This is a genomic window from Pseudomonas mangrovi (assembly GCF_003052585.1).
GTDB lineage: Bacteria > Pseudomonadota > Gammaproteobacteria > Pseudomonadales > Pseudomonadaceae > Aquipseudomonas > Aquipseudomonas mangrovi.
This window is the reverse complement of the sequence record NZ_QASN01000002.1, coordinates 493,298-518,774: the sequence shown is the minus strand read 5'-3', so window position 1 is coordinate 518,774 and position 25,477 is coordinate 493,298. Positions and strand designations below refer to the sequence as shown.

Annotated in this window: 18 protein-coding genes; 13 read left to right on the top strand and 5 right to left on the bottom strand. The window is 65.9% G+C overall.

Features of this window, described 5'->3' with window-relative positions:
- Position 1: 1 nt before the first annotated feature.
- Positions 2 to 2,695, bottom strand: a complete 2,694-nt coding sequence (locus tag DBO85_RS02400; protein WP_108104916.1) for a putative bifunctional diguanylate cyclase/phosphodiesterase — start codon at positions 2,693 to 2,695, stop codon at positions 2 to 4.
- 77 nt (positions 2,696 to 2,772) lie between these two features.
- Here DBO85_RS02400 and DBO85_RS02395 point away from each other — a divergent pair, with 77 nt between their 5' ends.
- A complete protein-coding gene (locus tag DBO85_RS02395) occupies positions 2,773 to 3,309 on the top strand; it encodes a hypothetical protein (RefSeq protein WP_108104914.1) in 537 nt (178 codons plus the stop codon).
- A 90-nt stretch (positions 3,310 to 3,399) separates the two neighbouring features.
- On the opposite strand, the gene aceF is transcribed toward DBO85_RS02395, so the two are convergent.
- From aceF to DBO85_RS02380, 3 genes are all read right to left on the bottom strand, one after another.
- Positions 3,400 to 5,031 (bottom strand): dihydrolipoyllysine-residue acetyltransferase, encoded by a 1,632-nt coding sequence (gene aceF, locus DBO85_RS02390; protein WP_108104912.1) that lies wholly within the window; start codon positions 5,029 to 5,031, stop codon positions 3,400 to 3,402.
- Positions 5,032 to 5,107: 76 nt separating this feature from the next.
- Positions 5,108 to 7,756: a pyruvate dehydrogenase (acetyl-transferring), homodimeric type gene (aceE, locus tag DBO85_RS02385; RefSeq protein WP_108104910.1), complete on the bottom strand. Its 2,649-nt coding sequence runs from the start codon at positions 7,754 to 7,756 to the stop codon at positions 5,108 to 5,110.
- A 391-nt stretch (positions 7,757 to 8,147) separates the two neighbouring features.
- Complete coding sequence (locus tag DBO85_RS02380) at positions 8,148 to 8,594, bottom strand: hemerythrin domain-containing protein (RefSeq protein ID WP_108104908.1); 447 nt, start codon at positions 8,592 to 8,594, stop codon at positions 8,148 to 8,150.
- Between the two features lie 181 nt (positions 8,595 to 8,775).
- Between DBO85_RS02380 and glnE the strand changes: the two genes are divergently transcribed.
- The 12 genes from glnE to DBO85_RS02320 all read left to right on the top strand — a co-directional run bounded on the left by glnE (position 8,776) and on the right by DBO85_RS02320 (position 24,701).
- On the top strand, positions 8,776 to 11,679 hold the full coding sequence (gene glnE / locus DBO85_RS02375; RefSeq protein WP_108104906.1) for a bifunctional [glutamate--ammonia ligase]-adenylyl-L-tyrosine phosphorylase/[glutamate--ammonia-ligase] adenylyltransferase: 2,904 nt from the start codon (positions 8,776 to 8,778) through the stop codon (positions 11,677 to 11,679).
- 45 nt (positions 11,680 to 11,724) lie between these two features.
- The gene (locus DBO85_RS02370; RefSeq protein WP_108104904.1) at positions 11,725 to 12,648 is read left to right on the top strand and encodes a branched-chain amino acid transaminase; all 924 of its coding nucleotides are present in this window, start codon (positions 11,725 to 11,727) and stop codon (positions 12,646 to 12,648) included.
- Between the two features lie 115 nt (positions 12,649 to 12,763).
- Positions 12,764 to 13,807 (top strand): lipopolysaccharide heptosyltransferase II, encoded by a 1,044-nt coding sequence (gene waaF, locus DBO85_RS02365; RefSeq protein WP_108104902.1) that lies wholly within the window; start codon positions 12,764 to 12,766, stop codon positions 13,805 to 13,807.
- Positions 13,808 to 14,824 (top strand): lipopolysaccharide heptosyltransferase I, encoded by a 1,017-nt coding sequence (gene waaC, locus DBO85_RS02360; RefSeq protein WP_108104900.1) that lies wholly within the window; start codon positions 13,808 to 13,810, stop codon positions 14,822 to 14,824.
- Positions 14,824 to 15,945: a glycosyltransferase family 4 protein gene (locus tag DBO85_RS02355; protein ID WP_108104898.1), complete on the top strand. Its 1,122-nt coding sequence runs from the start codon at positions 14,824 to 14,826 to the stop codon at positions 15,943 to 15,945. Before waaC ends, DBO85_RS02355 begins: the two co-directional genes overlap by 1 nt.
- Before the next feature lie 805 nt (positions 15,946 to 16,750).
- Positions 16,751 to 17,560 carry a lipopolysaccharide core heptose(I) kinase RfaP gene (gene rfaP / locus DBO85_RS02350; RefSeq protein ID WP_108104896.1) on the top strand — a complete coding sequence of 270 codons (810 nt, stop codon included), beginning with the start codon at positions 16,751 to 16,753 and terminating at the stop codon, positions 17,558 to 17,560.
- Positions 17,557 to 18,288 (top strand): lipopolysaccharide kinase InaA family protein, encoded by a 732-nt coding sequence (locus tag DBO85_RS02345; RefSeq protein WP_108104894.1) that lies wholly within the window; start codon positions 17,557 to 17,559, stop codon positions 18,286 to 18,288. Before rfaP ends, DBO85_RS02345 begins: the two co-directional genes overlap by 4 nt.
- Positions 18,285 to 19,037: a lipopolysaccharide kinase InaA family protein gene (locus DBO85_RS02340; RefSeq protein WP_108104892.1), complete on the top strand. Its 753-nt coding sequence runs from the start codon at positions 18,285 to 18,287 to the stop codon at positions 19,035 to 19,037. The genes DBO85_RS02345 and DBO85_RS02340 overlap by 4 nt, the downstream gene beginning before the upstream one ends.
- Entirely contained in the window at positions 19,037 to 20,473 is a 1,437-nt protein-coding gene (locus tag DBO85_RS02335) for a lipopolysaccharide kinase InaA family protein (protein ID WP_108104890.1), read from the top strand. Before DBO85_RS02340 ends, DBO85_RS02335 begins: the two co-directional genes overlap by 1 nt.
- 96 nt (positions 20,474 to 20,569) lie before the next feature.
- Positions 20,570 to 22,324, top strand: coding sequence for a carbamoyltransferase family protein (locus DBO85_RS02330; protein ID WP_108104888.1), 1,755 nt, complete (start codon positions 20,570 to 20,572; stop codon positions 22,322 to 22,324).
- Positions 22,311 to 23,219, top strand: coding sequence for a glycosyltransferase family 2 protein (locus DBO85_RS02325; protein WP_108104886.1), 909 nt, complete (start codon positions 22,311 to 22,313; stop codon positions 23,217 to 23,219). Before DBO85_RS02330 ends, DBO85_RS02325 begins: the two co-directional genes overlap by 14 nt.
- A gap of 36 nt (positions 23,220 to 23,255) precedes the next feature.
- Complete coding sequence (locus DBO85_RS02320) at positions 23,256 to 24,701, top strand: hypothetical protein (protein WP_108104884.1); 1,446 nt, start codon at positions 23,256 to 23,258, stop codon at positions 24,699 to 24,701.
- 52 nt (positions 24,702 to 24,753) lie between these two features.
- On the opposite strand, the gene DBO85_RS02315 is transcribed toward DBO85_RS02320, so the two are convergent.
- Complete coding sequence (locus DBO85_RS02315; protein ID WP_108104882.1) at positions 24,754 to 25,386, bottom strand: phosphotransferase; 633 nt, start codon at positions 25,384 to 25,386, stop codon at positions 24,754 to 24,756.
- Positions 25,387 to 25,477: the final 91 nt, after the last annotated feature.

Sequence of the window (25,477 nt, the reverse complement as noted above, 5' to 3'; positions counted from 1 at the left end):
CTCAGCCGGGTGTTCGTGGCTGATAGCGGCGCAGGCGTTCGATCAGCTCGCGACTGGGAATCGGCTTGTCGAACAGGTAGCCCTGGCCGACGTTGCAACGCTGGTGGCGCAGCACCGCCAACTGCTCGGCGGTCTCGATGCCCTCGGCGACCACGGTGAGCTTGAGCTTGTGCGCCATGGCGATCACCGCCGAGGTGATCTCCATGTCGTCCTGGTTGCCGGGGATGTCCTTGATGAAGCTGCGATCGATCTTGATCACGTCGATGGGGAATTTCTTCAGGTAGCTGAGTGAGGAGTAGCCTGTACCGAAGTCGTCCATCGCCAGGGTCAGCCCCAGGGCCTTGAGCCGACCGAGCTGGTTGCGGGTGTCTTCGCTGGCTTCCAGCAGCAGGCTCTCGGTCAGCTCCAGTTCCAGCAGCTCCGGCGGCAGCTGTTCCTCGTGGAGGATGCCGGCAATGGCGCCGACCAGGTCCGGGTCGCTGAACTGCTTGGGCGACAGGTTGATCGCCACCTGGATCGGCGCGAAGCCCACTGCCAGCAGCTGCTTGCTCATGCGGCAGGCCTGGCGTGCCACCCACTTGCCGATGGGGATGATCATCCCGGTCTCTTCGGCGATGCCGATGAACTGGTCCGGGGCGATCATGCCGCGCTCGGGATGGTGCCAGCGCAGCAGGGCTTCCAGGCCGATCAGGCGGCCGCTGCGCAGGCACAGCTTGGGTTGATAGAAGACTTCCAGCTCGTTCTGGGTCAGCGCACGGCGCAGGTTGTTCTCGACGAACAGCTTGTAGTCGGCCTCGGCATTCAGCGCCTCGGTGAACACCTGCAGCTGGTTCTTGCCGTTGGCCTTGGCCTTGTGCAGCGCAAGGCCGGCGTTCTTCATCAGGGTCGGCGGGTCCTGGCCGTGTTCGGGCGCCAGTGCCAGGCCGATCGAGCCGGTGATGCTGATCAGCTGGTTGTCGACGAACATCGGCTTGTCGAGGGTGCTCAGCAGGCGCTGGGCGACTTCCTGGCAGGCGGACAGCTCGGCGTCCTCGAGCAGCACGGAGAATTCGTTGCTGGCAAAGCGCGCCAGCACGTTGCGCGGACCGAGGGTGTTGCGCAGGCGCCGGGCGAGGCTGGCGAGCAGCTTGTCGCCGGTCTGGTGACCAAGGCTGTCATTGATCCGCTTGAAGTTGTCGATGTCCACCAGCAGCAGGCCGAAGGTCTTGTCTCCCGGCGCGGCGAAACGCTCGCCGAGACTGCGGATGAACGCCAGGCGATTGCCCAGGTTGGTCAGGTTGTCGGTATAGGCCAGGCGTTCGATACGCTGCTGGGTAGCCTTGGTTTCGGTGACGTCCTCGTAGATGCCGATGTAGTGGGTCAGATTGCCCTGCTCGTCGTGCACCTTGGAGATCGACAGGTGGCCCCAGTAGGGTTCGTAGTTCTTGCGCCGGCTGCGGAATTCGCACTGCCAGCTGCTCTGCTTGGCGAGGCCGTTGCGTGCGTCGAACAGCAGTTCGGTGAGGTTTTCCATCGCCGGCAGTTCGGTCAGGCGCTGGCCTTGAATCTCTTCCGCGCCGAACAGGGTGATGGCGGTGAAGCTGGCGTTGACGTACTGCACCACGCCTTCGCGGTCGATCAGCAGGAAGGCGCTGGAGCTTTGCTCGACGGCGCGGCGGAACAGGTAGAGCGCGTCGGTCGCGCGGCGCTTCTGCTGGCTGACCATGACCTGGGCAAAGTGATCGGCCAGCTCGCCAGCGAAAGCGATCTCGTCGGCCTGCCACTCGCGCGTCTCGTGCAGGTGCTCAAGACAGAGCACGCCGACCACTTCGCCGTCGATGCGGATGCTGGCGTCAAGAATGGCGCGAATGCCAAGGGGCGCGAGATAGCCGGGGGCCAGCTCGCTGACGCGCGGATCGAGAAGGGCGTCCTGGGCATCGATGGCGCGGCCGCTCTGCAGCGATTGCAGGTAAAGCGGGAAGTGGTGCACGTCGAGCGAGGTCATCTGCTCGAAGCTGCCGGAGGCGTGATGATGTAGCACGACTGACTCGAGTCGGTTGTCGTTCAGCAGCCAGATGCTCGCGCGTGCCACGCCGTAGATATTGCAGGCGCCCCTGGTGATCAGCTCGGCCGCTTCGCGCTGCGGGTCGTCGGACTGATAGCGGTGGCGGACCAGGTGGATGATCAGATCCTGTTGCGTACGTGAGCGTTGCAGGTGCTGCAGGTGGTCGGTCTGGCCGTGCTGGTGCTGGGCGAGTTCGGCGCGCAGCTGGAGAAGCTGGTCGTGTGCGCGCTCCGGATCGTCGGTGCCGGCGAGGGAAAACTCATCAAGTACCAGCAGATAACCGCGCAGCAGCTGCTGGCCGTGCTGGGAAAAGGCTTCGCCGACCTCCAGCATCGGCAGCGGGCCGCCGGGGCCCTGCAGTTGGTACTGGATCATGTAGCTGGCACCCTGGCTCAGCTGCATCTGTACGGCCTCATGCAGCTGCAGCCGCGTGGCGGCTTTCATCAACTGCGCATAGGGCGATGGATCGAGGCCGCAGAGCTCGACCGCGGGCATGCCGAGCTGGCGCTCGCAGGTGGGGTCAAGATAGAGGATGTCCCAGCTGGGCTGATTCATGCGCTCGAAACGCAGCATTCCCAGCCGAGACGGCACTGGAAACTGCGTCACAACCTCGACCGCCAGGCGACTGGCGCTATCGGGATGGCTTTTCATCGAGCGGCTCACTTCAAGTATGCTGGCAGCCACGCGGGTCTCGACCCGAATTTCATGGCGTTCGGCAAGGGTGCATCATGCAGCTGAGACTGACAAGAAATCTGACGCGGTTGGCATTATCCGTGGTCCTGCTCGGCGCAGGTGGCCTTCACGCGGCCGAACCTTCAGCCGCACCGGAAAGCACGCTGGGTGGGCAGGAACAGGCCCGCTATCTGGAACAGATCAAGAAGCTCTACCTCACCTCGAACGAACGCCAGGCCTTGCTGAACCACGCCAACGCGCTGCTGGAAACCTACGCCCTGCGTGCCGGCTACCAGATCGGCAGTGCCAAACCGAAAGACCTCATCTACCAGCTTGCCGCAGGTGACTCCGGCGAGCTGCTGGTGCGCGAGGAGACCCGCAGCGAAGGGCGCATCGAGGTGCGCAACCGGCCGCTGGCGATCTTCGGTGTCGACCCCTTCATTCGTTATGAATGCCCGGCCGCTGGCATCGTCTGCGAAATCAAGAGCCCCGCCGATGGCTCGACCTGGCTCACCGTGGTCCGCGACCACGACGGCGCCGCCGAACTGGCCAAGGCGCTGAGCTTCCTGATTCGGAATCTGCAGAAGGGCTAGGGCTGCGCGCCACCTTCTCCCTGCGGGAGAAGGTGGCGCGCCGCGCCGGATGATGGATGCTGCGGCGCGCAGGGTGCCGAACCAGAGCCTTTACAGCAGCAGCGTCCGGATATCCCCCAGCAAGTCGCCCAGGCGCCTGGTGAAGCGCGCCGCGGCCGCGCCATTGATGACGCGGTGGTCGTAGGACAGCGACAGCGGCAGCAGCATCCGCGGCTGGAACGCCTTGCCGTCCCAGACCGGCTGCAGCGAGGAACGCGAGACGCCGAGGATCGCCACTTCCGGCGGGTTGATGATCGGGGTGAAACCGGTGCCGCCGATATGCCCCAGGCTGGTGATGGTGAAGCAGGCGCCCTGCATCGCATCGGGTGAAAGCTTCTTGCTGCGCGCCTTCTCGGCCAGTTCGGCGGCCTCGCCAGCCAGCTGCAGCAGGCTCTTGCTATCGACATCGCGAATGACTGGCACCAGCAGGCCGCCGGGGGTGTCCACGGCGAATCCGATGTGCACGTACTTCTTGCGAATCAGCGCCTCACCACTGGGCGCCAGCGAGCTGTTGAAATCCGGCATCTCGCGCAGCAGACGGGCGCAGGCCTTGAGCAGGATCGGCAGCAGCGTCAGCTTGACCCCGGCCTTCTCCGCCGCAGCCTTCTGCGCCTGGCGGAACTCCTCGACATCGCTGATATCGACCGAGTCGAACTGGGTCACATGCGGGATGTTCAGCCAGCTGCGATGCAGATTGGTCGAGGCCAGGCGCATCAAGCGGCCCATCGGGACTTCTTCAGTCTCGCCGAAGCGACTGAAATCCACCGCGGGAATCGCCGGGATGCCGGAGCCACTGGTGGCTGCAGCAGGGGTGTTCAGGCGCTGCTTTACATAGCCCTGCACGTCCTCCTTGAGGATACGCTCCTTGGGTCCGCTGGCGCTGACCTGGCCCAGATCCACACCCAGCTCGCGCGCCAGCATGCGCACCGCCGGGCCGGCGTGGACCTTGCTGCCACCGCGGCTGGGGGCGCCGACCGGTGCAGGGTCTGCGCTGCGTGCGGTGGGCGCCGGCGCGCGGTCGGCTTCGGCGGCGATGGTGGCCTTGGCCGGCTCGCTGGGACTGCGTCGTGAGGAAGGCTGCGGCTTGGCGCTCGCGCTGGAGGTGCGCAGGTGCAGGATCAGATCGCCCTTGCCGACCTCGGCGTCCAGCTGTACGGCGATGCGTTCAACGGTGCCGGCCTTGGGCGAGGGGATCTCCATGCTCGCCTTGTCCGATTCGAGCGTGACCAGCGACTGGTCGGCGTTGATCTGTTCGCCCTCCTTGACCAGTATCTCTATCACTCGCGCCTTGCCGTCGGAGCCGAGGTCGGGCACGCGGATTTCTTCGCTTGCCTCCGCGCTGGCGGGCGCCTGCGCTGCATCTGCGGATGCTGCCCCGCCGTCCTCCGGTTGCGGCAGTTCTTCCTCGGCCTCGTCGACCGGAGGATTGGCCGCTGCGGGCGCGTCCGCCTGCGACTCGCTGTCGAGTTCGAGCAGGGCGTCGCCTTCCTTGAGCTTGTCGCCCAGCTTGACCTTCAGGCTCTTGATCACCCCGGCACGTGGCGCCGGGATCTCCATGCTGGCCTTGTCCGACTCCAGGGTCAGCAGGCTCTGCTCGGCTTCGATGTGGTCGCCTTCCTTGACCAGAATCTCGATGACTTCGCCTTCGCCGCCGATGTCGGGGACTCGAATCAGTTCACTCATGATGGTTCCGCTCCTCGGCGGCTGGGCTGCATGGGGGCAGCGCCGATGCAGGGTGAAGGGTGCCGGCAGTCATCCGTCAGCAGTCCAGCGGATTGGCTTTTTCCGGGTCGATGCCGAAGCGCGCGATGGCTTCGGCCACCACCTTGGGCTCCAGATCGCCGCGGTCGGCGAGTGCTTCCAGTGCCGCCAGTACCACCCAGTAGCGATCCACCTCGAAGAAGTGGCGCAGCTTGCGCCGGCTGTCGCTGCGGCCGAAGCCGTCGGTGCCGAGCACCTTATATTCACGGCTCGGCACCCACTGGCGAACCTGGTCGGCGAACAGCTTGATGTAGTCGGTGGAGGCGACCACCGGGCCGCGGCGGCCGCGCAGGCATTCCTCGATGTAGCTGCTGCGCGGCTTCTGCCCCGGATGCAGGCGGTTCCAGCGCTCCACGGCGAGACCGTCGCGGCGCAGTTCGTTGAAGCTGGTGACGCTCCAGACGTCGGCGCCGATGCCGAACTCCTCGCGCAGGATGATCGCCGCCTCGCGCACTTCGCGCAGGATGGTGCCGCTGCCGAGCAACTGGACGTGGTGGGCTGCGTCGCGCTTGTCCTCCTCGAGCAGGTACATGCCGCGGACGATGCCTTCCTCGACGCCCTCCGGCAGCGGCGGCTGGACGTAGGTCTCGTTCATCACGGTCAGGTAGTAGAAGACATCCTCCTGCTCCTCGAGCATGCGGCGCATGCCGTCGCGCACGATCACCGCCAGCTCGTAGCCGTAGGTGGGGTCGTAGCTGCGGCAGTTGGGCACGGTGGAGGCGAGTATGTGGCTGTGACCGTCCTCGTGCTGCAGGCCCTCGCCGTTGAGGGTGGTGCGCCCGGCAGTGCCGCCGATCAGGAAGCCGCGCGCGCGGCTGTCGCCTGCGGCCCAGGCCAGGTCACCGATGCGCTGGAAGCCGAACATCGAATAGAAGATGTAGAACGGCAGCATCGGCTGGTTGTGCGTGCTGTAGGCGGTGGCGGCGGCGATGAAGGAGCTCATGGCGCCGGCCTCGGTGATGCCTTCCTCGAGAATCTGGCCCTTCTGGTCCTCGCGGTAGTACATCACCTGGTCCTTGTCGACCGGCTCGTAGAGCTGGCCGAGGGAGGAGTAGATGCCAAGCTGGCGGAACATGCCCTCCATGCCGAAGGTGCGTGCCTCGTCGGGGATGATCGGCACTACCCGCGAGCCGATCTGCTTGTCCTTGACCAGTTGCCCGAGGATGCGCACGAAGGCCATGGTGGTGGAGATGGCGCGGTCACCGGAGCCTTCCAGCACCGCCTTGAAGCTGGTCAGCGGCGGCACCGGCAAGGTGCTGCTGCGCGCCCGCCGCTGCGGCACGAAGCCGCCCAGCGCGCTGCGCCGTTCCTGCAGGTAGCGGGCCTCGGCACTGCCTGCTTCGGGACGGTAGAACGGCAGCTGGTCGAGCTGATCGTCGCGAATCGGGATGTCGAAGCGGTCGCGGAATTTCTTCAGGCTCTCGATATCGACCTTCTTGGTGTTGTGCGCGGTGTTCTGCGCCTCACCGGCGCCGGTGCCGTAGCCCTTGATGGTCTTGGCCAGGATCACCGTCGGCTGGCCTTTGTGGTTCACCGCCTGGTGGTAGGCGGCGTAGACCTTGTAGGGGTCGTGGCCGCCACGATTGAGGTTCCACACTTCGCGGTCGGAGAGGTCCTTGACCAGCTCCAGCAGCTCCGGGCGGGTGCCGAAGAAGTGCTCGCGGACGAAGGCTCCGTCCTTGGCCTTGTAGTTCTGGTAGTCGCCGTCGACCACCTCGTCCATCCGTGCCTGCAGCAGGCCGGATTCGTCCTTGGCGAACAGCGGGTCCCACAGCCGTCCCCAGATCACCTTGTTGACGTTCCAGTTGGCGCCGCGGAAGACCCCTTCCAGTTCCTGGATGATCTTGCCGTTGCCGCGCACCGGGCCGTCCAGGCGCTGCAGGTTGCAGTTGACCACGAAGATCAGGTTGTCGAGCTTCTCGCGGCCGGCAAGCGATATCGCGCCGAGCGATTCCGGCTCGTCGGTCTCGCCGTCACCGAGGAAGCACCAGACCTTCTGCTTGCCGGCGGGAATGAAGCCGCGGCTCTCCAGGTACTTCATGAAGCGCGCCTGGTAGATCGCCTGGATCGGCCCCAGGCCCATCGACACGGTGGGGAACTGCCAGAAGTCCGGCATCAGCCAGGGGTGCGGGTAGGAGGACAGACCGTTGCCATCGACCTCCTGGCGGAAGTTGTCCATCTGCGCCTCGTCGATGCGGCCCTCGAGGTAGGCGCGCGCGTAGACGCCGGGGGAGGCGTGACCCTGGAAGTAGATGAGGTCGCCGCCGTGTTCCTCGGTCGGCGCCTGGAAGAAGTAGTTGAAGCCGATGTCGTAGAGCGTCGCGCTGGAAGCGAAGGTGGAAATGTGGCCGCCCAGGTCGGGGTCCTGCAGGTTGGCGCGCATCACCATGGCCAGCGCGTTCCAGCGCACCAGCGAGCGGATCCGCCGCTCCATGAACAGGTCGCCGGGCATGCGTGTTTCGTGGGTCAGCGGGATGCTGTTGCGATAGGGCGTGGTGATCGAGTAGGGCAGCTGGGTGCCGCTGCGGGTGGCCAGCTCGCCCATCCGCGTCATCAGGTAGTGGACGCGGGCCTCGCCCTCCTTCTCCAGCACCGATTCAAGGGAATCGAGCCATTCCTGGGTTTCGACGGGATCGAGGTCTTGCATGACGTACTCCAGGGAAGTTCTGTCCGGCGGCAATGACGACAGTCTGCGCCAGTGCTGCGGAATGCCGGTGGATCGTTCTTGTAGTTTTACTACAAAAATCTGTCGGGCAATTGATCTGGCGCATGCTGCTTTGGTCGGATGGCGCCCGGTCTGGCGCTCTGGGCAAGCGTAGACCATGCCGGCGAGGCTTCGCCGGGCACCAGCGAGCCGCATGAAAAGTTTTGGCTATGCCTGCGGCCCGGCGTTCCAGCGGCTCGTCGGGCCGTTGTGGATGCCTGCGGTTCAATACTGCTGCAGGCGCATGATCATCATGCCGGGCGGGCGTTACAGATGTGCTGCGCCGCCGCAGAGTGGGCGAACGGCTGCAGCCAGCGGGTGCGGCTGGTCGCCGTTAAGCCGCTTCGCTCTTCAATGCCTCGTATTCCTTGAGGTAATCGTCGGCCAGGCCGAGCTTCTGCTTCTCGTCCAGTACCTTGCCCGCCATCTGGAAGAACTTGTGTTCTTCCTCCTCGAGGTGGTGGTGGATCTTGTCGACCAGCTTGCGCGCGCGCGGTAGCCAGGCGGGGCTTGAGGCTTCGGTCTGTTCCAGCTCCTCGACCATCTCGTCCATCTCGTGGTGCTCGGCGATGGCGTGGCGGGAGACGTCGACGCCCAGGTCATCCGGGATCAGCAGCAGATAGAAATGACGTTCTTCGGCGGTCTCGTGCGCCAGCAGCTCCTGCTTGAGCTGCTGGAACAGCTCGTCGCGCTCGGGAGTGTCGCCGCGGGTTTCGAGCAGGCGGGCGCCGAGTTCGCGTTGCAATTCATGGCTCTGGCGCAGGGCTTCGAAGATATTCATTCGGCTGTTCCTCATCAGGTTGTACTGAGGGATGGACAAGCGAAGCGCCGAATCAATTCCCCAACGCCGGCGCTTGGTTGAAATGCACGTCGGGCATGCCTTAGGTTGTGCACTTCCCGTCCCGGCCGGGCGCGGCCCTGTTCATGCGGTCGCGTCGGTCCGTGGCTCTGCCGAGGTCTCCATGCCGCTGCCTGCCCTGCTCGCCGTTCCGCCGTCCCTGCACTTTCATGCCGAGCGCGCCCGCGCCGGGTTGCCCGTCAACGACTGGTCGCAGGAGCGCCTGCAGGCCTTCGAACGCGCCTGCGTCGGCAGCGACTTCGTCAGCGAGCAGGCGCAGCGTGATCCTGACAGCCTGCTCGCGCTGGCTGCGGAAGGGCTGCTGGAGCGCAGCCTGGCGCAGGGCGAATTGCGCGACGAACTGGTCGCGCGGCTTGCCGACTGTGCCGACGAAGAGGCCCTGGCGCGCGCCTTGCGGCGTTTTCGCAATCGTCACCAGTTGCGCATCATCTGGCGCGACCTGAACCGATTTTGCGACCTGCGGGAAACCTGTCGCGACCTGTCGGACATGGCTGACGCCTGCATCGACCTGGCCTATCACTGGCTCTACCCGCAGCTCTGCGCGCAGCACGGTACGCCGATGGGTCGGCGCAGCGGCCTGCCGCAGCACATGGTGATCCTCGGCATGGGCAAGCTCGGCGCGCATGAGCTGAACCTGTCCTCGGACATCGATCTGATCTTCGGTTACCCGGAGGGCGGCGAGACGGAAGGCGTCAAGCGCACCCTGGACAACCAGGAGTTCTTCACCCGCCTGGGGCAGAAGCTGATTCGTGCGCTGGATGCGATCACCGTCGACGGCTTCGTCTTTCGCACCGACATGCGTCTGCGGCCCTACGGCAGCAGCGGCGCGCTGGTGCTCAGCTTCAATGCGCTGGAGCAGTACTACCAGGACCAGGGCCGCGACTGGGAACGCTACGCGATGATCAAGGCGCGGGTGGTGGGTGGTGATCAGCAGGCCGGTCGCGAGCTGCTGGAGATGCTGCGGCCGTTCGTCTATCGGCGCTACCTGGACTTCTCGGCGATCGAGGCGTTGCGTTCGATGAAGCAGCTGATCCAGCAGGAGGTGCGGCGCAAGGGCATGGCGGCGAACATCAAGCTCGGCGCCGGCGGCATTCGCGAGGTGGAGTTCATCGCCCAGGCCTTCCAGCTGATCCACGGCGGACGGGACCTCAGCCTGCAGCAGCGTGCGCTGCTCGGCGTGCTGGAAACCCTCGCCGGACAGGGCTACATGCCGCCGGCGGCGGTCGAGGAGCTGCGCGACGGTTACTGCTTCCTGCGCTATCTGGAGCACGCCCTGCAGGCCATCGGTGATCGGCAGACGCAGATGCTGCCGGACGACGACCACGAGCGTGAGCGGGTCGCGTTCGCCATGGGCTTTGCCGACTGGGCGGCGCTCTGCGAGCGCCTGGAATACTGGCGTGGGCGCATCGACTGGCATTTTCGCCAGGTCATCGCCGACCCGGACGAGGAGGAGGGTGACGACGAGCTGACGCCCGGCAGCGACTGGCTGCCGTTGTGGGAAGAGGCGCTGGGCGACGAGGCGGCCTGTCGCCAGCTGGAGGAAGCCGGCTTTGCCGATCCGGCGGCGGCCTGGAAGCGGCTGCACGACCTGCGTCATGGTCCGCAGGTGCGCGCCATGCAGCGTCTGGGTCGCGAGCGCCTGGATGCCTTCGTGCCACGTCTGCTGGCGCAGGCGGCGGAGCAGGAGAATCCCGACCTGGTGCTTGAGCGGGTGCTGCCGCTGGTCGAGCGGGTGGCGCGGCGTTCGGCCTACCTGGTGCTGCTCAGTGAAAACCCCGGCGCGCTGCAACGGCTGATGCAGTTGTGTGCCGCCAGTCCCTGGATCGCCGAACAGATCGCCCGCTTCCCGCTGTTGCTCGACGAGCTGCTCAACGAGGGGCGCCTGTACAGCCCGCCGCTGGCGCCGGAGCTGGCTGCCGAGCTGCAGGAGCGGCTGATGCGCATTCCCGAGGACGATCTCGAGCAGCAGATGGAGGCGCTGCGCCACTTCAAGCTGGCCCACGGTCTGCGCGTGGCGGCGTCGGAGATCGTCGGCAGCCTGCCGCTGATGAAGGTGTCCGACTACCTCACCTGGCTGGCCGAGGCGATCCTCGCCCAGGTGCTGGCGCTGGCCTGGCGCCAGACCACCGAGAAGTACGGTGCGCCGCGCCGCGCCGATGGCAGCAGCTGCGATCCGGACTTCATCATCGTCGGCTATGGCAAGGTCGGCGGCATCGAGCTGGGCCACGGTTCGGACCTGGACCTGGTGTTCATCCATGACGGTGATCCGAATGCCGAGACCGATGGCACCAAGGCCATCGACGGTGCGCAGTTCTTCACCCGTCTGGGCCAGCGCATCATCCATCTGCTGACCACCCAGACCACCTCGGGCGCGCTCTACGAGGTCGACATGCGCCTGCGCCCGTCCGGTGCGTCGGGGCTGCTGGTCAGCTCGCTGGGTGCCTTCCAGCGTTATCAGGAGAACGAGGCCTGGACCTGGGAGCACCAGGCGCTGGTGCGTGCGCGGGTGCTGGTCGGCTGCCCGCGGGTGGCCGCCGCCTTCGAGCAGGTGCGTGCCGGTGTGCTCGGTCGGCCGCGTGACCTGACCGCGCTACGCCAGGAAGTCAGCGAGATGCGCGCCAAGATGCGCGACAACCTCGGTAGCCGCGAAACCGCCGCCGGCACTGCTGCAAACGCCTTCGAACCCGGCCAGCCGTTCGACCTCAAGCAGGACGCCGGAGGTATCGTGGATATCGAATTTATGGTGCAATACGCGGCCCTTGCCTGGTCCCACCAGCACCCGCAGCTGCTGCGCTACACCGACAACATCCGCATTCTGGACGGCCTCGGCGAAGCCGGGCTGTTGCCGCCACAGGACGTGACCCTGCTGCAGGAGGCCTACAAGGCATTTCGCGCGGTGGCCCACCGCCAGGCGCTGCAGAAGCAGCCCGGCAAGGTCGACGCCGCGCAGCTGCAGGTCGAGCGCCACGAGGTGCTGCGCATCTGGCGCGAGCTGGGGCTGCAATAGAACGATCCACGGGCAAGCAACGAATTTCTTGAGGAGCTGGCAAAGATGTCGATGGCCGACCGCGATGGCGTGATCTGGTATGACGGTGAACTGGTGCAGTGGCGCGACGCGACCACCCACGTACTGACCCACACCCTGCACTACGGCATGGGCGTCTTCGAGGGTGTGCGGGCCTACGACACCCCGGACGGCACCGCGATCTTCCGCCTGCAGGCGCATACCGATCGGCTGTTCGATTCGGCGCACATCATGAACATGAAGATCCCCTTCACCAAGGAGCAGATCAACGAGGCCACCCGCGCCGCGGTGCGCGAGAACAACCTCGCCAGCGCCTACATCCGGCCGATGGCTTTCTATGGTTCCGAAGGCATGGGCATCCGCGCCGACAACCTCAAGGTCCACGTCATCGTCGCCGCCTGGCACTGGGGCGCCTACATGGGCGAGGAAGCGCTGAAGACCGGCATCAAGGTGCGCACCAGCTCCTTCACCCGCCACCACGTCAACATCGCCATGACCCGTGCCAAGGCCAACGGCAACTACATCAACTCGATGCTGGCCCTGCAGGAAGCGGTGTCCGGCGGTGCCGACGAAGCCATGCTGCTGGACCCGGAGGGCTACGTGGCCGAGGGTTCCGGCGAGAACATCTTCCTGGTCAAGAACGGCGTGCTCTACACCCCGGAAGTCACCTCCTGCCTCAACGGCATCACCCGCGCCACCGTGCTGACCCTGGCCGAAGAGCTGGGCGTGCCGGTGGTCGAGAAGCGCATCACCCGCGATGAGGTCTACATTTCCGACGAGGCCTTCTTCACCGGCACCGCCGCGGAGGTCACCCCGATTCGCGAAGTCGACGGCCGGCAGATCGGCATCGGCAGCCGCGGCCCGGTCACCGAAAAGCTGCAGAAGGCCTACTTTGACCTGGTCAGCGGCAAGAGCGCCGGCCACGCCGAGTGGCGGACGCTGGTGAAGTGATCCGTAGGTTGGGTTGAAGCGCCTGGCGCTGAAGCCCAACGAGTGATATCCGACGCGTCGCAGGGCCCCTTGTTGGGCTGCGCTGCGCTCAACCCAACCTACCGAAAGTGCTTTTATGAATATCCTGATCATCGGCCCGAGCTGGGTAGGCGACATGGTGATGGCGCAGACGCTGTTCAGCTGCCTGCGCCAGCGCCACCCCGGTTGTGCGATCGACGTGCTGGCGCCCGAGTGGAGTCGACCGATCCTCGAACGGATGCCCGAGGTGCGCGCGGCCTTGAGCTTCCCGCTGGGCCACGGCGCACTGGAGCTGGCGACTCGCCGGCGCATCGGCAAGTCGCTGGCAGGCCAGTACGACCAGGCGATCCTGCTGCCCAACTCGCTCAAGTCGGCGCTGGTGCCGTTCTTCGCTGGCATTCCCGTGCGCACCGGCTGGAAGGGCGAGATGCGCTACGGCCTGCTCAACGACATCCGCACGCTGGACAAGGCGCGCTATCCGCTGATGATCGAGCGCTTCATGGCGCTGGCCTTCGCGCCGGGTGCCGAACTGCCGCAACCCTATCCGCGCCCGCAGCTGCAGATCGATCCGGCCAGTCGCGCGGCTGCGCTGGCGCGCTTTTCCCTGGCGCTGGATCGGCCGCTGCTGGCGCTCTGTCCCGGCGCCGAGTTCGGCGAGGCCAAGCGCTGGCCGGCCGAGCACTACGCGCGGGTTGCCGAGCAGAAGATCCGTGATGGTTGGCAGGTCTGGCTGTTCGGCTCGAAGAGCGATCATCCGGTGGGCGAGGAAATCCGCGCCGCGCTGATCCCCGGCCTGCGCGAGGAGGTCTGCAATCTGGCTGGCGAAACCTCGCTGGCCGAGGCCATCGACCTGCTCTCCTGCAGCGATGCGGTGGTGTCCAACGACTCCGGTCTGATGCACGTGGCGGCCGCACTGCAGCGGCCGCTGGTGTCGGTCTACGGTTCGACCTCGCCGGGCTTCACCCCGCCGCTGGCCGAGCAGGTCGAGGTGGTTCGCCTGGGCCTGGACTGCAGCCCCTGTTTCGATCGCACCTGCCGTTTCGGTCACTACAACTGCCTGCGCGACCTGTCGCCGGCACTGGTGCTGGAGGCGTTGCAGCGGCTGGTTGGCGATCCGCTGGCCGAACCGGGGAGCCTCTGAGTGCGGGTGCTGCTGATCAAGACGTCCTCGCTGGGCGATGTCATCCATACGCTGCCGGCCCTTACCGACGCGCTGCAGGCGCTGCCGGGCATCCAGTTCGACTGGGTGGTCGAGGAGGGCTTCGCCGAGATTCCGGCCTGGCATCCGGCGGTTGCCCAGGTGATTCCGGTGGCCATCCGGCGCTGGCGCAAGCATCTGTGGAGCACCATTCGCAATGGCGAGTGGCAGCGCTTCAAGCAGCGCCTGCGGGAAACCCATTACGACCTGGTGATCGACGCCCAGGGCCTGCTCAAGAGCGCCTGGCTGACCCGCTACGTCAAGGCGCCGGTGGCCGGCCTGGATCGCGACTCGGCGCGTGAGCCCATCGCCAGTCGCTTCTACGAGCGCCGCTATTCGGTGCCGCGCGAGCAGCATGCGGTCGAGCGGGTGCGCCAGCTGTTTGCCCAGGCACTGGGTTATCCGGTACCGGCCACGACTGGCGACTACGGCCTGGACCGTGCGCGCCTGGCCGACCCGCAGGAGGAGCCCTACCTGATCTTCCTGCACGGCACCACCTGGGCCAGCAAGCACTGGCCGGAAGCCGACTGGCGTGCCCTGGCCGAGCGCATGAGCGCCCAGGGCTGGGCGGTTCGCCTGCCCTGGGGCAATGCCGAGGAAAAGGCGCGCGCCGAACGCATCGTCGGCGGCCTGGAGAATGCCGCCGTGCTGCCGCGACTGAACCTGGCCGGCGTGGCCAAGGTGATCGCTGGCGCGCGTGCCTGCGTCGCAGTCGACACTGGCCTTGGTCATCTGGCCGCGGCGCTGGATGTGCCAAGCATTTCGCTCTACGGCCCGACCCTGCCGGGACGGGTGGGTGCCTATGGGCGTGGCCAGGTGCATCTGTGCGCCAGCGGGCCGGGCGCTGGCAGTGGCGACAGGCACAAACCCTGTTTCGACGGGCTGGATGCGCAGCGGGTGGGGGCTGAGCTCGACACCCTGCTGGCCCGTCCGCCGGCGACAGACGAGGAAGCCCGCTGATGCAGCTGGCGTTCGTGCTCTACAAGTATTTCCCCTTCGGCGGGCTGCAGCGCGACTTCATGCGCATTGCCCTGGAGTGCCAGGCGCGTGGCCACGCCATCCGCGTCTATACGCCGATCTGGGAAGGCGATGTGCCGCCCGGCTTCGACGTGCGCGTGGCGCCGGTGAAGGCGCTGTTCAACCACAGGCGCAACGAGAAGTTCAGTGCCTGGCTTGCCGCTGACCTGGCGCGCGACCCTGTAGATCGCGTGGTCGGTTTCAACAAGATGCCCGGCCTGGACGTCTACTATGCCGCCGACGGCTGCTATGAGGACAAGGCGCAGACCCTGCGCGCGCCCCTCTACAAGCGCTGGGGTCGCTACAAGCATTTCGCCGACTACGAGCGCGCGGTGTTCGGTGTGGAGTCGAAGACCGAGATCCTGATGATTTCCGAGGTGCAGCAGCCGCTGTTCATCAAGCACTACGGCACGCCGGCCGAACGCTTCCATCTGCTGCCGCCGGGCATCGCCTTCGACCGCCGGGCACCGGCGAATGCCGCCGAGATTCGTGCCGAGTTTCGGCGCGAGTTTTCGCTGGGCGAGACCGACCTGCTGCTGGTGCAGATCGGCTCCGGCTTCAAGACCAAGGGCCTGGATCGCAGCCTCAAGGCTCTGGCCGCGTTGCCCCGTGAGCTGAAGGCGCGCACCCGTCTGATCGCCATCGGCCAGGACGATCCGCGCAGCTTCCAGTTGCAGGCCAAGGCGCTCGGGGTGGCGTCGCAGGTGCAGATACTGCGTGGTCGCAGCGACATTCCACGCTTCCTGCTCGGTGCCGATCTGTTGATCCACCCGGCCTACAACGAGAACACCGGTACCGTGCTGCTGGAGGCGCTGGTCGCCGGCCTGCCGGTGCTGGTCACCGATGTCTGTGGCTATGCGCACTACATCGCCGAGGCGGATTGCGGCCGCGTGCTGGGTTCGCCCTTCGCGCAGGATGCGCTGAACAGTGCGCTGGCCGAGATGCTCGCCGACGATGCGCAGCGGCAGGCCTGGAGCCGCAACGGATTGGCCTTTGCCGATACGGCGGATCTGTATTCGATGCCGCAGAGGGCGGCGGATGTGATTCTGGGGGAGGCTCGATGATTGCGCTGCATTCGCTTCGCCCTGCATGCCCTGGTCAGCCAACGGCAGCGGTGCGGTCCGATGCTTCGGGTTGCGCCCCCTCGGGCGCCTCACTTTTCTTGACTCGCTTCGCTCGCCCTGCGGGCCGGCTGGCGCCGTTACTCCACTGCGTTTCGTTTGCTCGTGCAAAGAAAAGTCAGCAAAAGAAACACGCCCCGACATTTGGTCAGATGGCATGGGTTTCGGCCTGCTGGCCGAGTCACTTTCTCTTGCTTGGCCAAGAGAAAGTAACCAAAGAGAAGGCCACCCCGACAGGCGGCCCGGCGCTTCGCGCCGGGTGCGTTCACTCCATCACCACTCCAAGGGTCGGCATACACGGGCCATCCATGGCCCGCTATGCCTCTCGCGGCCGTCCTGGCCGCTCGTCCCTCTGCGTGGTGAATCCGTTCACCCGCCTGAAGGGGGGGGAGGTGTTACCTGACAGTATCGGGATTACCGCAAACGATCAGGCAGCGCGGACATGTGCCCGTCCAGTAGGCCGAGTGCAGGTGTCGCGCAGGCTGATGAGCGCCCTGGATGGGCGCGAAAGGCTTGGAGGGGCAGGGACGCCCCTTCCAAGCCGGTGGCCGGAGCGGCGCCGGAGCGAGGGGAGTCTGTTCGCGCAGCGGACAGACCCGAATGGTCGGGGGCCCTTCTTCTTTGGTTCCTTTCTTCTTGGGCAAGCAAGAAGAAAGGAACTCGGCCGGGGGGCCGAAACCGGCGTCCTCAGACAGCGCGTTGCACGGCAGAACTCGGTGGTCAGAGTCATGAAAGCGGAGCCACGCGCATGCGCCTGATCCTCTCCGATCCCTTCAAATCCCTCTGGGCCGACAAGGACCCCTTCGTCGAAGTCGAGCGCCTCGAAGGCGAGGTCTACCGCGAGCTGGAAGGTCGCCGCACCCTGCGCACCGACGTCGACGGTCGCGGCTATTTCGTCAAGATCCACCGCGGCATCGGCTGGGGCGAGATCGTCAAGAACCTGCTCACCGCCAAGGCCCCGGTACTGGGCGCCGGCCAGGAGTGGACGGCGATCGACCGGCTGCGCCTGGCGGGTGTGCCGAGCATGACCGCAGTGGCCTATGGCGAGCGCGGCAGCAATCCGGCCACTCAGCATTCGTTCATCATCACCGAGGAGCTGGCGCCGACCATCAGTCTCGAAGACTACTGTCTCGACTGGCGCAAAAAGCCACCGCAGCCGGCGCTGAAACGAGCGCTGATCGCCGAGGTGGCGCGGATGACCGGAACCATGCACCGCGCCGGGGTCAACCATCGCGACTGCTACATCTGCCATTTCCTGCTGCACACCGACACCCCGGTGACGCCGCGCAAGCTGCGCCTGTCGCTGATCGACCTGCATCGCGCGCAGACCCGCGACCGCACGCCGCTGCGTTGGCGCAACAAGGACCTGGCGGCGCTGTATTTCTCGGCACTCGACATCGGCCTGACGCGGCGCGACAAGCTGCGCTTCCTGCGCAGCTATTTCCGTACCCCGCTGCGCGCCATCCTGCGCGATGAAGCGCGGCTGCTGGCCTGGCTGGAAGACAAGGCGGCGAAGCTCTATGCACGCAAGGAACGCAAGGGAGATGCGATTCAATGAGCTGGACGCTGAATCCCGACTACCAGGCGCTGGCCGACGATTTCGGCAGCCTGGATGCGGTCTTCGCCCTTGAAGGCGAGCGCATCACCCGCGATCCGCTGTCGGATGTGATCCGCATCGAGCGCGGCGGTGTGCGCTACTACGTCAAGCGCTACCACAGCGCCGGCAAGGGTTTGCGCCGCTACCTGCCGCGTCCGCGGGTGCAGGCCGAGTGGGAGAACCTGCGGCGCTTCGCCGACTGGGGCATCGCCACCGCCGAGATCGTCGGCTGGGGGCTGCAGCGCCGCGCCGGTGCTTTCGTGCGCGGCGCGCTGATCACCCGCGAGCTGGCCAACACCGAGAACCTGTGGATTCTCGATTACCAGCAGGATGCGCGGCTGCGCGACCGCGCCTGGGTCGACGGCGTCAGCCGCCAGCTGGCGTCGGCGACCCGCTGCATGCACGACCATCACTTCGCCCACAACGATCTGAAATGGCGCAACCTGCTGGTCGATGACGGCGGCCGGCTGTTCTTCATCGACTGCCCCACCGGCGGCTTCTGGTATGGGCCGCTGCTGCGCTATCGCATCGTCAAGGACCTGGCGTGCCTGGACAAGGTCGCCAAGCGCGTGCTGTCGCGCAGTCAGCGCCTGCGCTTCTACCTGCAGTACAGCGGTCATGCCCGCCTGGATGCAGGTGACCGCAAGCGCATTCGGCAGATCGTGAAATTCTTCGAGGGGCGCGAATGAACGACTTCATCGCCAGCGATGACAGGGCCCTGCTGGAGCAGCACGGGCTGGCCAGTTTCGATGCGCTCTGGGGGTTGAAGCTCGAGGCGGTCGACGAGCCGAACACCGAGCGCGGTGGCTGGAGCAGCGTCTATCGGCTGGATCTGGGCGAGCGCGCCTACTACCTCAAGCGGCAGAGCAATCATCTGAGTCGCACCTTGCTGCATCCGCTGGGCGAGCCGACCTTCGCCCGCGAGTTCCGCAATATCCAGCGCTACGCGACCCTCGGCGTACCGGCGCTGCAGGCAGCGTTCTTCGCCCAGCGACGGGTGGCCGGCGAGCGGCGCGCGATTCTGCTGACCCATGCGCTGGACGACTGGGAGGATCTCTACAGCCTGTTCCAGCGCTGGCACGACCTCTCTGCGGCGCGCCGCGAGGCGCTGATCCGTGCCTGCGGCGAGCTTGCACGCCGGCTGCACGCGGCCGGCCAGATGCACGGCTGCTTCTATCCAAAACATATTTTTCTGCGCGGTCGCGAGCAATCCTGCGAGGCGTGCCTGATCGATCTGGAGAAGACCCGGCCACTGCTGCTCGGTCGGCGCGACCGGATCAAGGACCTCGAACCGCTGATCCGTCGTGCCGATCCCTGGAGTCGCGCGGACGTGGCGGCCTTTATCGCCGCCTACCTGGACGCACCGCTGGATAGTGCCGCGGTGAGCGACTGGGCTGCGCGAGTCGATGGCCGCAGGCGTGCCAAGGTGAACCGCTGATGCGGCTGTCCGAACTGAGTCGCCAGGGGCGCGAGCCGCTGCTGCCGCTGATCCTGGAGCTGGCTGACGAGCCGCTGCGTGTCGAGGTCTGGCTGCGCGTGCTGCCCGGTCAGCGTTACGTCGGCGTGGCCGACTGGCGCGGGCGCAAGGTGCTTGCCAAGCTTCTGGTCGGCAGCAAGGCGGCGCGCCAGCATGCCCGTGAACTGGAGGGTGCGCGCCTGCTGGCCACGCAGGTGCAGACGCCGGAGCTGCTGGCCGAGGGGATCGAGGCGGGGCAGGGCGGTTGGCTGCTGTTCGATTATCTGGAAGACGCCCAGAGCCTCTGGGACGCCTGGCGCGCGGTGCAGGACCAGCCTGCTGCGAGCGAAGCGCAGCAGGCTGTGCTCGGTGAGGCACTGGCGGCGATTGGCGCGTTGCATGCCGGCGGTCTGTGGCAGGAAGACCTGCACCTGGACAACCTGCTGCGCCACGCCGGCGCCGTGCAGGTCATCGATGGTGGCGGTGTGCGCGCCGAGACGCCGGGGCAGCCCTTGTCGCGCGAGCGTGTGCTGGAAAATCTCGGTGTGTTCTTCGCTCAGCTGCCGGCCAGCCTGGACGCGCATCTCGAAGAACTGCTGATCCACTACCTGCTGGCCAACGGCGAGCACGCACTGCCAATGGAGAAGCTGCAAGCGCAGATCGCTCGGGTGCGGCGCTGGCGCCTGCGCGACTATCTGCGCAAGGTCGCCCGCGACTGCAGCCTATTCGCCGCGCGGATCAACGCCTTCGGCCTGCGTGTGGTGCGGCGTGAGGTGGAGCCTTTGCTGGCGCCGCTGCTGGCTGATCCGGATGCCTACATTGCCGCCGGCACGCTGCTCAAGAGCGGTGGCACGGCTACGGTGGCGCGCGTTCGCCTCGGCGAGCGCACCCTGCTGGTCAAACGCTACAACATCAAGGGCCCGCTGCACTGGCTCAAGCGCTTCTGGCGGCCGAGCCGGGCCTGGCACAGCTGGGTAGAGGGCAATCGCCTGGATTTCCTCGGTATCGCCACGCCACGGCCGCTGGCGGTAATCGAGCGGCGCTGGCTGTGGCTGCGCGGTCAGGCCTGGCTGATTACCGATTATCTGGACGGTGAAGATATAATCGCCCGCTTCGCGCCCTGGCAGCAGACGCAGGCGCCCGAGGCAGAGCTGCTGGCTGTCGATCAGCTGTTCGCCGCGCTGCGCCGCGAACGCATCAGTCATGGCGACCTGAAGGGCTACAACCTGTTCTGGCACACCGGCCGCTGGACCCTGATCGATCTGGATGCGGTCCGCCAACATCGCCGCCAGGGCAGTTTCGAGCGGGCGTACGCGCGGGACCGGGCGCGCTTTCTGCGCAACTGGCCGGCTGAGTCACCGCTGTATCGCTCGCTGGATGAACGTATACCCACGGCTGGCTTGAAGCCCGACGCTTGAAGCTGGAACCAGGCCCTCCGGGGTCCGAACAATGATTGCTGACGCTTCAAGCTTTCGGCTTCAAGCGTCAAGCTGCTCTAGAAGAGGCTTTTATCAGTGGCACTGACCGTACTCGGCCTTTCCGGCGCCCTCAGCCATGATCCGTCCGCGGCTCTCTACATCGACGGCAAGCTGATCGCTGCCGTGGAAGAGGAGCGCTTCGTGCGCGACAAGCATGCGAAGAACCGCATGCCCTACGAGTCGGCCAAGTTCTGCCTGGAGCAGGCCGGGATCAAGCCGTCCGACGTCGACGTGGTGGCGATTCCCTTCGCGCCGATCAGCATCTTCGAGAAGGCCCGCTGGCAGTATGCCAAGCGCTACTGGTACGCCCCGGACCGCGCGCTCGACGCCATCCTGATGGGCAATCGCCGCTACCACCGCTACAAGAAGCGCATCGAGTGGTGCCTGCAGCAGCTCGGCTTCGACCTGAAGAAGATCAAGATCGAGCCGGTCGAGCACCACCTGGCGCATGCCTCCAGCGCCTACCACTGCTCGGGCTTCAAGGAGAAGACCGCGATCCTCGGCATCGACGGCAAGGGCGAGTACGCCACCACCTTCTTCGGTTATGGCGAGAACGGCAAGATCCACAAGATCAAGGAGTTCTACGACCCGGATTCGCTCGGCGGCCTGTATGGCGCGATCACCGAGTACCTGGGCTTCGAGATGCTCGACGGCGAGTTCAAGGTGATGGGCATGGCGCCCTATGGCGACGCGGCCAAGTACGACTTTTCGCGCCTGGCCAGGTTCGAGAACGGCGAGCTGATCATCAACACCGAGTACGCCAACGTCATCGGCTTCCGCCGCTACAAGGAGAAGGGCAAGGGCTACTACTTCTCGCCCAAGCTGATCGAGTGGCTGGGACCCAAGCGCGAAGGTGACATCGCCGACGACCCCTACATCCACTATGCCGCGGCCATGCAGGCGCTGTTCGAGAAGCTGGCGCTGCAGATGATGGAGCACTACCTGGGCGACATCCTCAAGGAAACCGGCAAGATCGCCTTCGCCGGCGGCTGCGCGCTGAACGTCAAGCTGAACCAGAAGATCATCGCCCGCGATGATGTGAAGGAGCTGTTCGTCCAGCCGGCTTCCGGTGACGCCGGCACCGCAGTCGGCGCCGCCGCCTACGTCTCGGTTGCCCGTGGCGTGCCGGTGGAGAAGATGGAGCACGTCTACCTCGGCCCGGCCTACAGCAACGAGGACGTCATCGCCGCCTGCGCGCGCCACCCGAACGCGCCTGTATTCAGGCAGATCGACAATGTCGAACAGCGGATCGCCAAGATCATGGTCGACGGCAACCCGGTGGCCTGGTTCCAGGGCCGCATGGAGTTCGGTCCGCGCGCCCTGGGCGGACGTTCGATCATCGGCTGCCCGAGCATTCCCGGTGTTGCCGACCGGATCAACGAGCAGATCAAGTTCCGCGAGCGCTGGAGGCCCTTCTGCCCGTCGATGCTCGACACCGTGGCGGCGCAGATGCTCAAGGTCGATCACCCGAGCCCGTTCATGACCTTCACCTTCGAGGTCAACGAGGAGTGGAAGACCCGCGTCAGCGAAGTGGTGCACGAGGACGGCACCTCGCGCGCCCAGGTGCTCGAGCGCGAGTACAACCCGCGCTGGTACGACCTGATGCTGGAGCTGGAGAAACTCACCGGCAACGGCGTATCGCTGAACACCTCGCTGAACCGCCGCGGCGAGCCGATGATCTGCTCGCCGACCGATGCGCTGAACATGTTCTACGGCTCCGATCTGCAGTACCTGATCATGCAGGACATCCTCGTCGTCAAGGACGGCAAGGATTGGTATGAGCAACTCTGATACACCGCTGATCAGCGTCGTCATTCCGGCCTACAACTATGGCCACCTGCTGCCGCGCGCGCTGGATTCGGTGCTCGCGCAGTGGGCCGCTGACCTCGAACTGATCGTCGTCGACGACGGCTCGCGTGATGACACGCCGCAGGTGCTCGCCGGTTATGTCGCGCGCCATCCGCAGCTGCGCGCGATCCGCCAGGACAACGCCGGCGCTGCCGCGGCGCGCAACCACGGCATTCGCCAGGCGCGGGGTCGCTACGCACTGCTGCTGGATGCCGACGACGAGTTGCTGCCCGATGCGCTCGCCGCCCTGCGCGAACAGATCGACCTGCATCCGCAGGCCGGCCTGTTTCTCGGTGCGCAGATCTCAGTGCATCCGGACGGCCGCGAGCGTCTGCGTCTGCCCACGCCGGTACCGTCGACGGATGCCTGCAGCCTGGCGCGCCAGTACCTGCTGGAAAAACGCATCTCGATCTCGCACTGCTGTTCGCTGTTCCGTCGCGATCTGCTGCTGAAGCGGCCTTACCCGGAGACGTTGCGCACGGGCGAGGACATCCCGGTGTTCGTGCACCTGCTGGTCAGTGCGCCGGTGGTGACGCTGGACACGCCGCTGGCGAAGATCCACAAGCACGCCGACAGCCAGCGTCATCAGCGCGATGGCGAGGAGCACTTCGCCCGGCTGCTGATCGACGAGGTTTTTGCCAGTCTGCCGGCCCAGTGCGCGCCGCTGCGCCGGCGCTACGAAGCACAGCGTTATCTGTCGTTGTTTCGCGCCGCCTGGCTGGCGGGTGACTGGTCGTTGGCGCGGCGTTTCTATCGGCATGCGCTGAGTCTCAGTCCGCTGCAATCCCTGCGCTGGACCTACGCGCGCAAGGCGTTGCGTCTGCTCGGGAAGTCGTAGCTCGCGACTGTCGTTGATTTATCCAGGACTACATTCATGCAAACGATTTTTTCTCGGCTGGAGCGGGTTTCCCCGGTGTGGCTGGCATTCTTTGGCAGCCTGCTACTGTCGATTATTGCGGTATCGGGAGAAGCGACCATTGGCAAGGACGCTGCTTTCTATATAGACATCGCCCAGCGAGTCGATGCCGAGGGGGCCAAGACCGCCATCCAGTTCTTCAACTGGCCGTGGTTTCCCATCCTCCTGGCTTGGACCCATAGCCTGCTTGGGCTGTCGTATGAGCTTACGGCCTATTTCTGGTGCGGCCTGCTGATGGCGGGCAGCAGTGCCCTTCTGCTGGCTTGCCTGCAGCGCTCGATGCCTGAGCGGCGCTGGTGGCTCTTGTTGCTGGTGCTGGCAGTGCCCGCGATGAATGCCTTCCGCAACGATATTCTGCGCGAGCAGGGATTCTGGTTTTTTTCCGCGCTTGCATTGTGGCTTGCCCTCGCGTGGGATCGGCGGGGTGGCTGGTGGCTTGCTGCCGGCATCCATCTGGCGATCCTGGGTGCGGCACTGTTCCGCCTCGAGGCGCTGATGCTGCTTGGCGCCCTGGCGGTCTGGCGCCTGCCGGATTTGTTCAGTCGCGCGGGGATGCTGCGTCTGCTGCAGCTGGCTCTGTTGCCGTTGGTCGCGCTTCTGTTTGCCGTGCTGGCGCTGGGGGTAGCTGGCGAATTCTCGCAGGGTCGCGTCGAGTACTACCTGCAGATGCTCGATCCAAGCGCTGTGCGGATGGCCTTCCAGGGCAAGGCAGATGCGCTAGCGCAGGGAGTATTCGCCCAGTACATGGATGATGAGGCCGGCCCCCTGTTGCTGGGCGTGATATTGCTGGCCGTGCTGCTGACATTCATCAAGCTGTGCGGGCCGTTGGCGCTGGTGTTCCTGCAGCGCCACGCCTGGGGTGCGCTAGCGCGCTTCTGGCGTGAGTACCGACTGTTTGCCTGGGCTGCGCTGATCTATCTGGCGGTCCTGGTGGTGTTCTTCCTGCAGCAGGGCTTCGTCAACTCGCGCTATGTCAGCTACCTGAACCTGCTGCTGCTGCCGCTATTGGCCTTTGCGATGATCGACTTCGTCGGGCGCTTCCCGCGTCTGGGCAAGGTGCTGGCGGTATTGCTCGTATTGCAGATGTTCGACAACGTCATCTCGCTGAGCGCCAGGAAAACCCATTATGTCGACGCAGGGCAATGGATGTCCCAGTACGTCGCGCCCTCAGCGCGGATCTATTACGACGACCCCCGAATCGGTTATTACGCCGGATTCGGCTATCGGGCGCTTGGTCCGAGCCTGCAGCAGGCGCTTGAGCAGCCGGATGCCTTCGACTACCTGCTGATCGAGGCGGACGGCGACGAGCCCTGGCTGCTGGAATGGCTGGAGCAGCACGACCGGCGCGTGCTGGCGCGCTTTGCCAACCGCAAGGACGATGCGGTGCTGGTGATCGGGCGCTAGCTCGGACCGCGGCGAAGGACGGGCCCTGCGGGGCCCGTTCGCGTTTTCACGGTCATTCCAGGCCGGGCAGGCGGAACTGGCGGCCGCTGGCGGCGCGATAGGTATTGGCGAAGCGGCTGTCGCCGTCGCTGCGCAGCCAGGCGAGGTCGCGCGCATCGCGCAGCATGTGACGGAAGTTGCGCAGGCGCTGGCTACCCAGCAGCGGCCAGCGCTGGATACTCAGGTCGGCAATGTCGATCAGTCCCAGTTTGCCCTGGGGGGTCAGTACCACGTTGCCCAGGTGCAGCGAGCGGAAGTACACGCCGGCCTTATGCAACTCGGCGATGAAGCGCGCCAGTTGCTCGAGCAGATCGGCCGGCGCCTCGCCCTGGCCATCGCGCAGCTGGCGCAGGGTCAGGCCGGGTAGCGGCTTGTAGTACACCAGATCGCGCTGCAGCGCTGCCATGCGGTACACCGCGATGATCCTGGGGCAGGGAACACCGAGCTGCTCCAGGCGCCTGGCGTTGTCGGCGAAGCGCTGTGCGTAGGGCCAGAACAGCGCCGAGGAGATCAGGCGTTTGCGGCGAAACAGCTTGATGTAGTTGCCGTCGGCCAGGCGCAGGACCTTCTCGCCGTGACTGTCGGCCTCTATGACCTGGGCGCCTTCGCGAAGGTGTCGGTAACGGTCCGGGGAAAGCGGCTGCATGGAGCGTCTCGATCGAGCGGGGGCGCCATCTTAGCAGGCCCCACGGAAAACGCCGCGCCCTCGCGCGTCGGCCCTCGCAGCGCGCCGTTGC

Excerpts from the sequence above, each read along its gene's own strand:
- DBO85_RS02370 (WP_108104904.1), top strand. The coding sequence starts at position 11,725 with ATGTCGATGGCCGACCGCGATGGCGTGATCTGGTATGACGGTGAACTG.
- waaF (WP_108104902.1), top strand. The coding sequence starts at position 12,764 with ATGAATATCCTGATCATCGGCCCGAGCTGGGTAGGCGACATGGTGATG.
- DBO85_RS02400 (WP_108104916.1), bottom strand. The coding sequence starts at position 2,695 with ATGAAAAGCCATCCCGATAGCGCCAGTCGCCTGGCGGTCGAGGTTGTG.
- DBO85_RS02355 (WP_108104898.1), top strand. The coding sequence starts at position 14,824 with ATGCAGCTGGCGTTCGTGCTCTACAAGTATTTCCCCTTCGGCGGGCTG.
- DBO85_RS02380 (WP_108104908.1), bottom strand. The coding sequence starts at position 8,594 with ATGAATATCTTCGAAGCCCTGCGCCAGAGCCATGAATTGCAACGCGAA.
- DBO85_RS02325 (WP_108104886.1), top strand. The coding sequence starts at position 22,311 with ATGAGCAACTCTGATACACCGCTGATCAGCGTCGTCATTCCGGCCTAC.
- aceF (WP_108104912.1), bottom strand. The coding sequence starts at position 5,031 with ATGAGTGAACTGATTCGAGTCCCCGACATCGGCGGCGAAGGCGAAGTC.
- DBO85_RS02335 (WP_108104890.1), top strand. The coding sequence starts at position 19,037 with ATGCGGCTGTCCGAACTGAGTCGCCAGGGGCGCGAGCCGCTGCTGCCG.
- DBO85_RS02340 (WP_108104892.1), top strand. The coding sequence starts at position 18,285 with ATGAACGACTTCATCGCCAGCGATGACAGGGCCCTGCTGGAGCAGCAC.
- aceE (WP_108104910.1), bottom strand. The coding sequence starts at position 7,756 with ATGCAAGACCTCGATCCCGTCGAAACCCAGGAATGGCTCGATTCCCTT.
- glnE (WP_108104906.1), top strand. The coding sequence starts at position 8,776 with ATGCCGCTGCCTGCCCTGCTCGCCGTTCCGCCGTCCCTGCACTTTCAT.
- DBO85_RS02345 (WP_108104894.1), top strand. The coding sequence starts at position 17,557 with ATGAGCTGGACGCTGAATCCCGACTACCAGGCGCTGGCCGACGATTTC.
- DBO85_RS02320 (WP_108104884.1), top strand. The coding sequence starts at position 23,256 with ATGCAAACGATTTTTTCTCGGCTGGAGCGGGTTTCCCCGGTGTGGCTG.
- DBO85_RS02395 (WP_108104914.1), top strand. The coding sequence starts at position 2,773 with ATGCAGCTGAGACTGACAAGAAATCTGACGCGGTTGGCATTATCCGTG.
- rfaP (WP_108104896.1), top strand. The coding sequence starts at position 16,751 with ATGCGCCTGATCCTCTCCGATCCCTTCAAATCCCTCTGGGCCGACAAG.
- DBO85_RS02315 (WP_108104882.1), bottom strand. The coding sequence starts at position 25,386 with ATGCAGCCGCTTTCCCCGGACCGTTACCGACACCTTCGCGAAGGCGCC.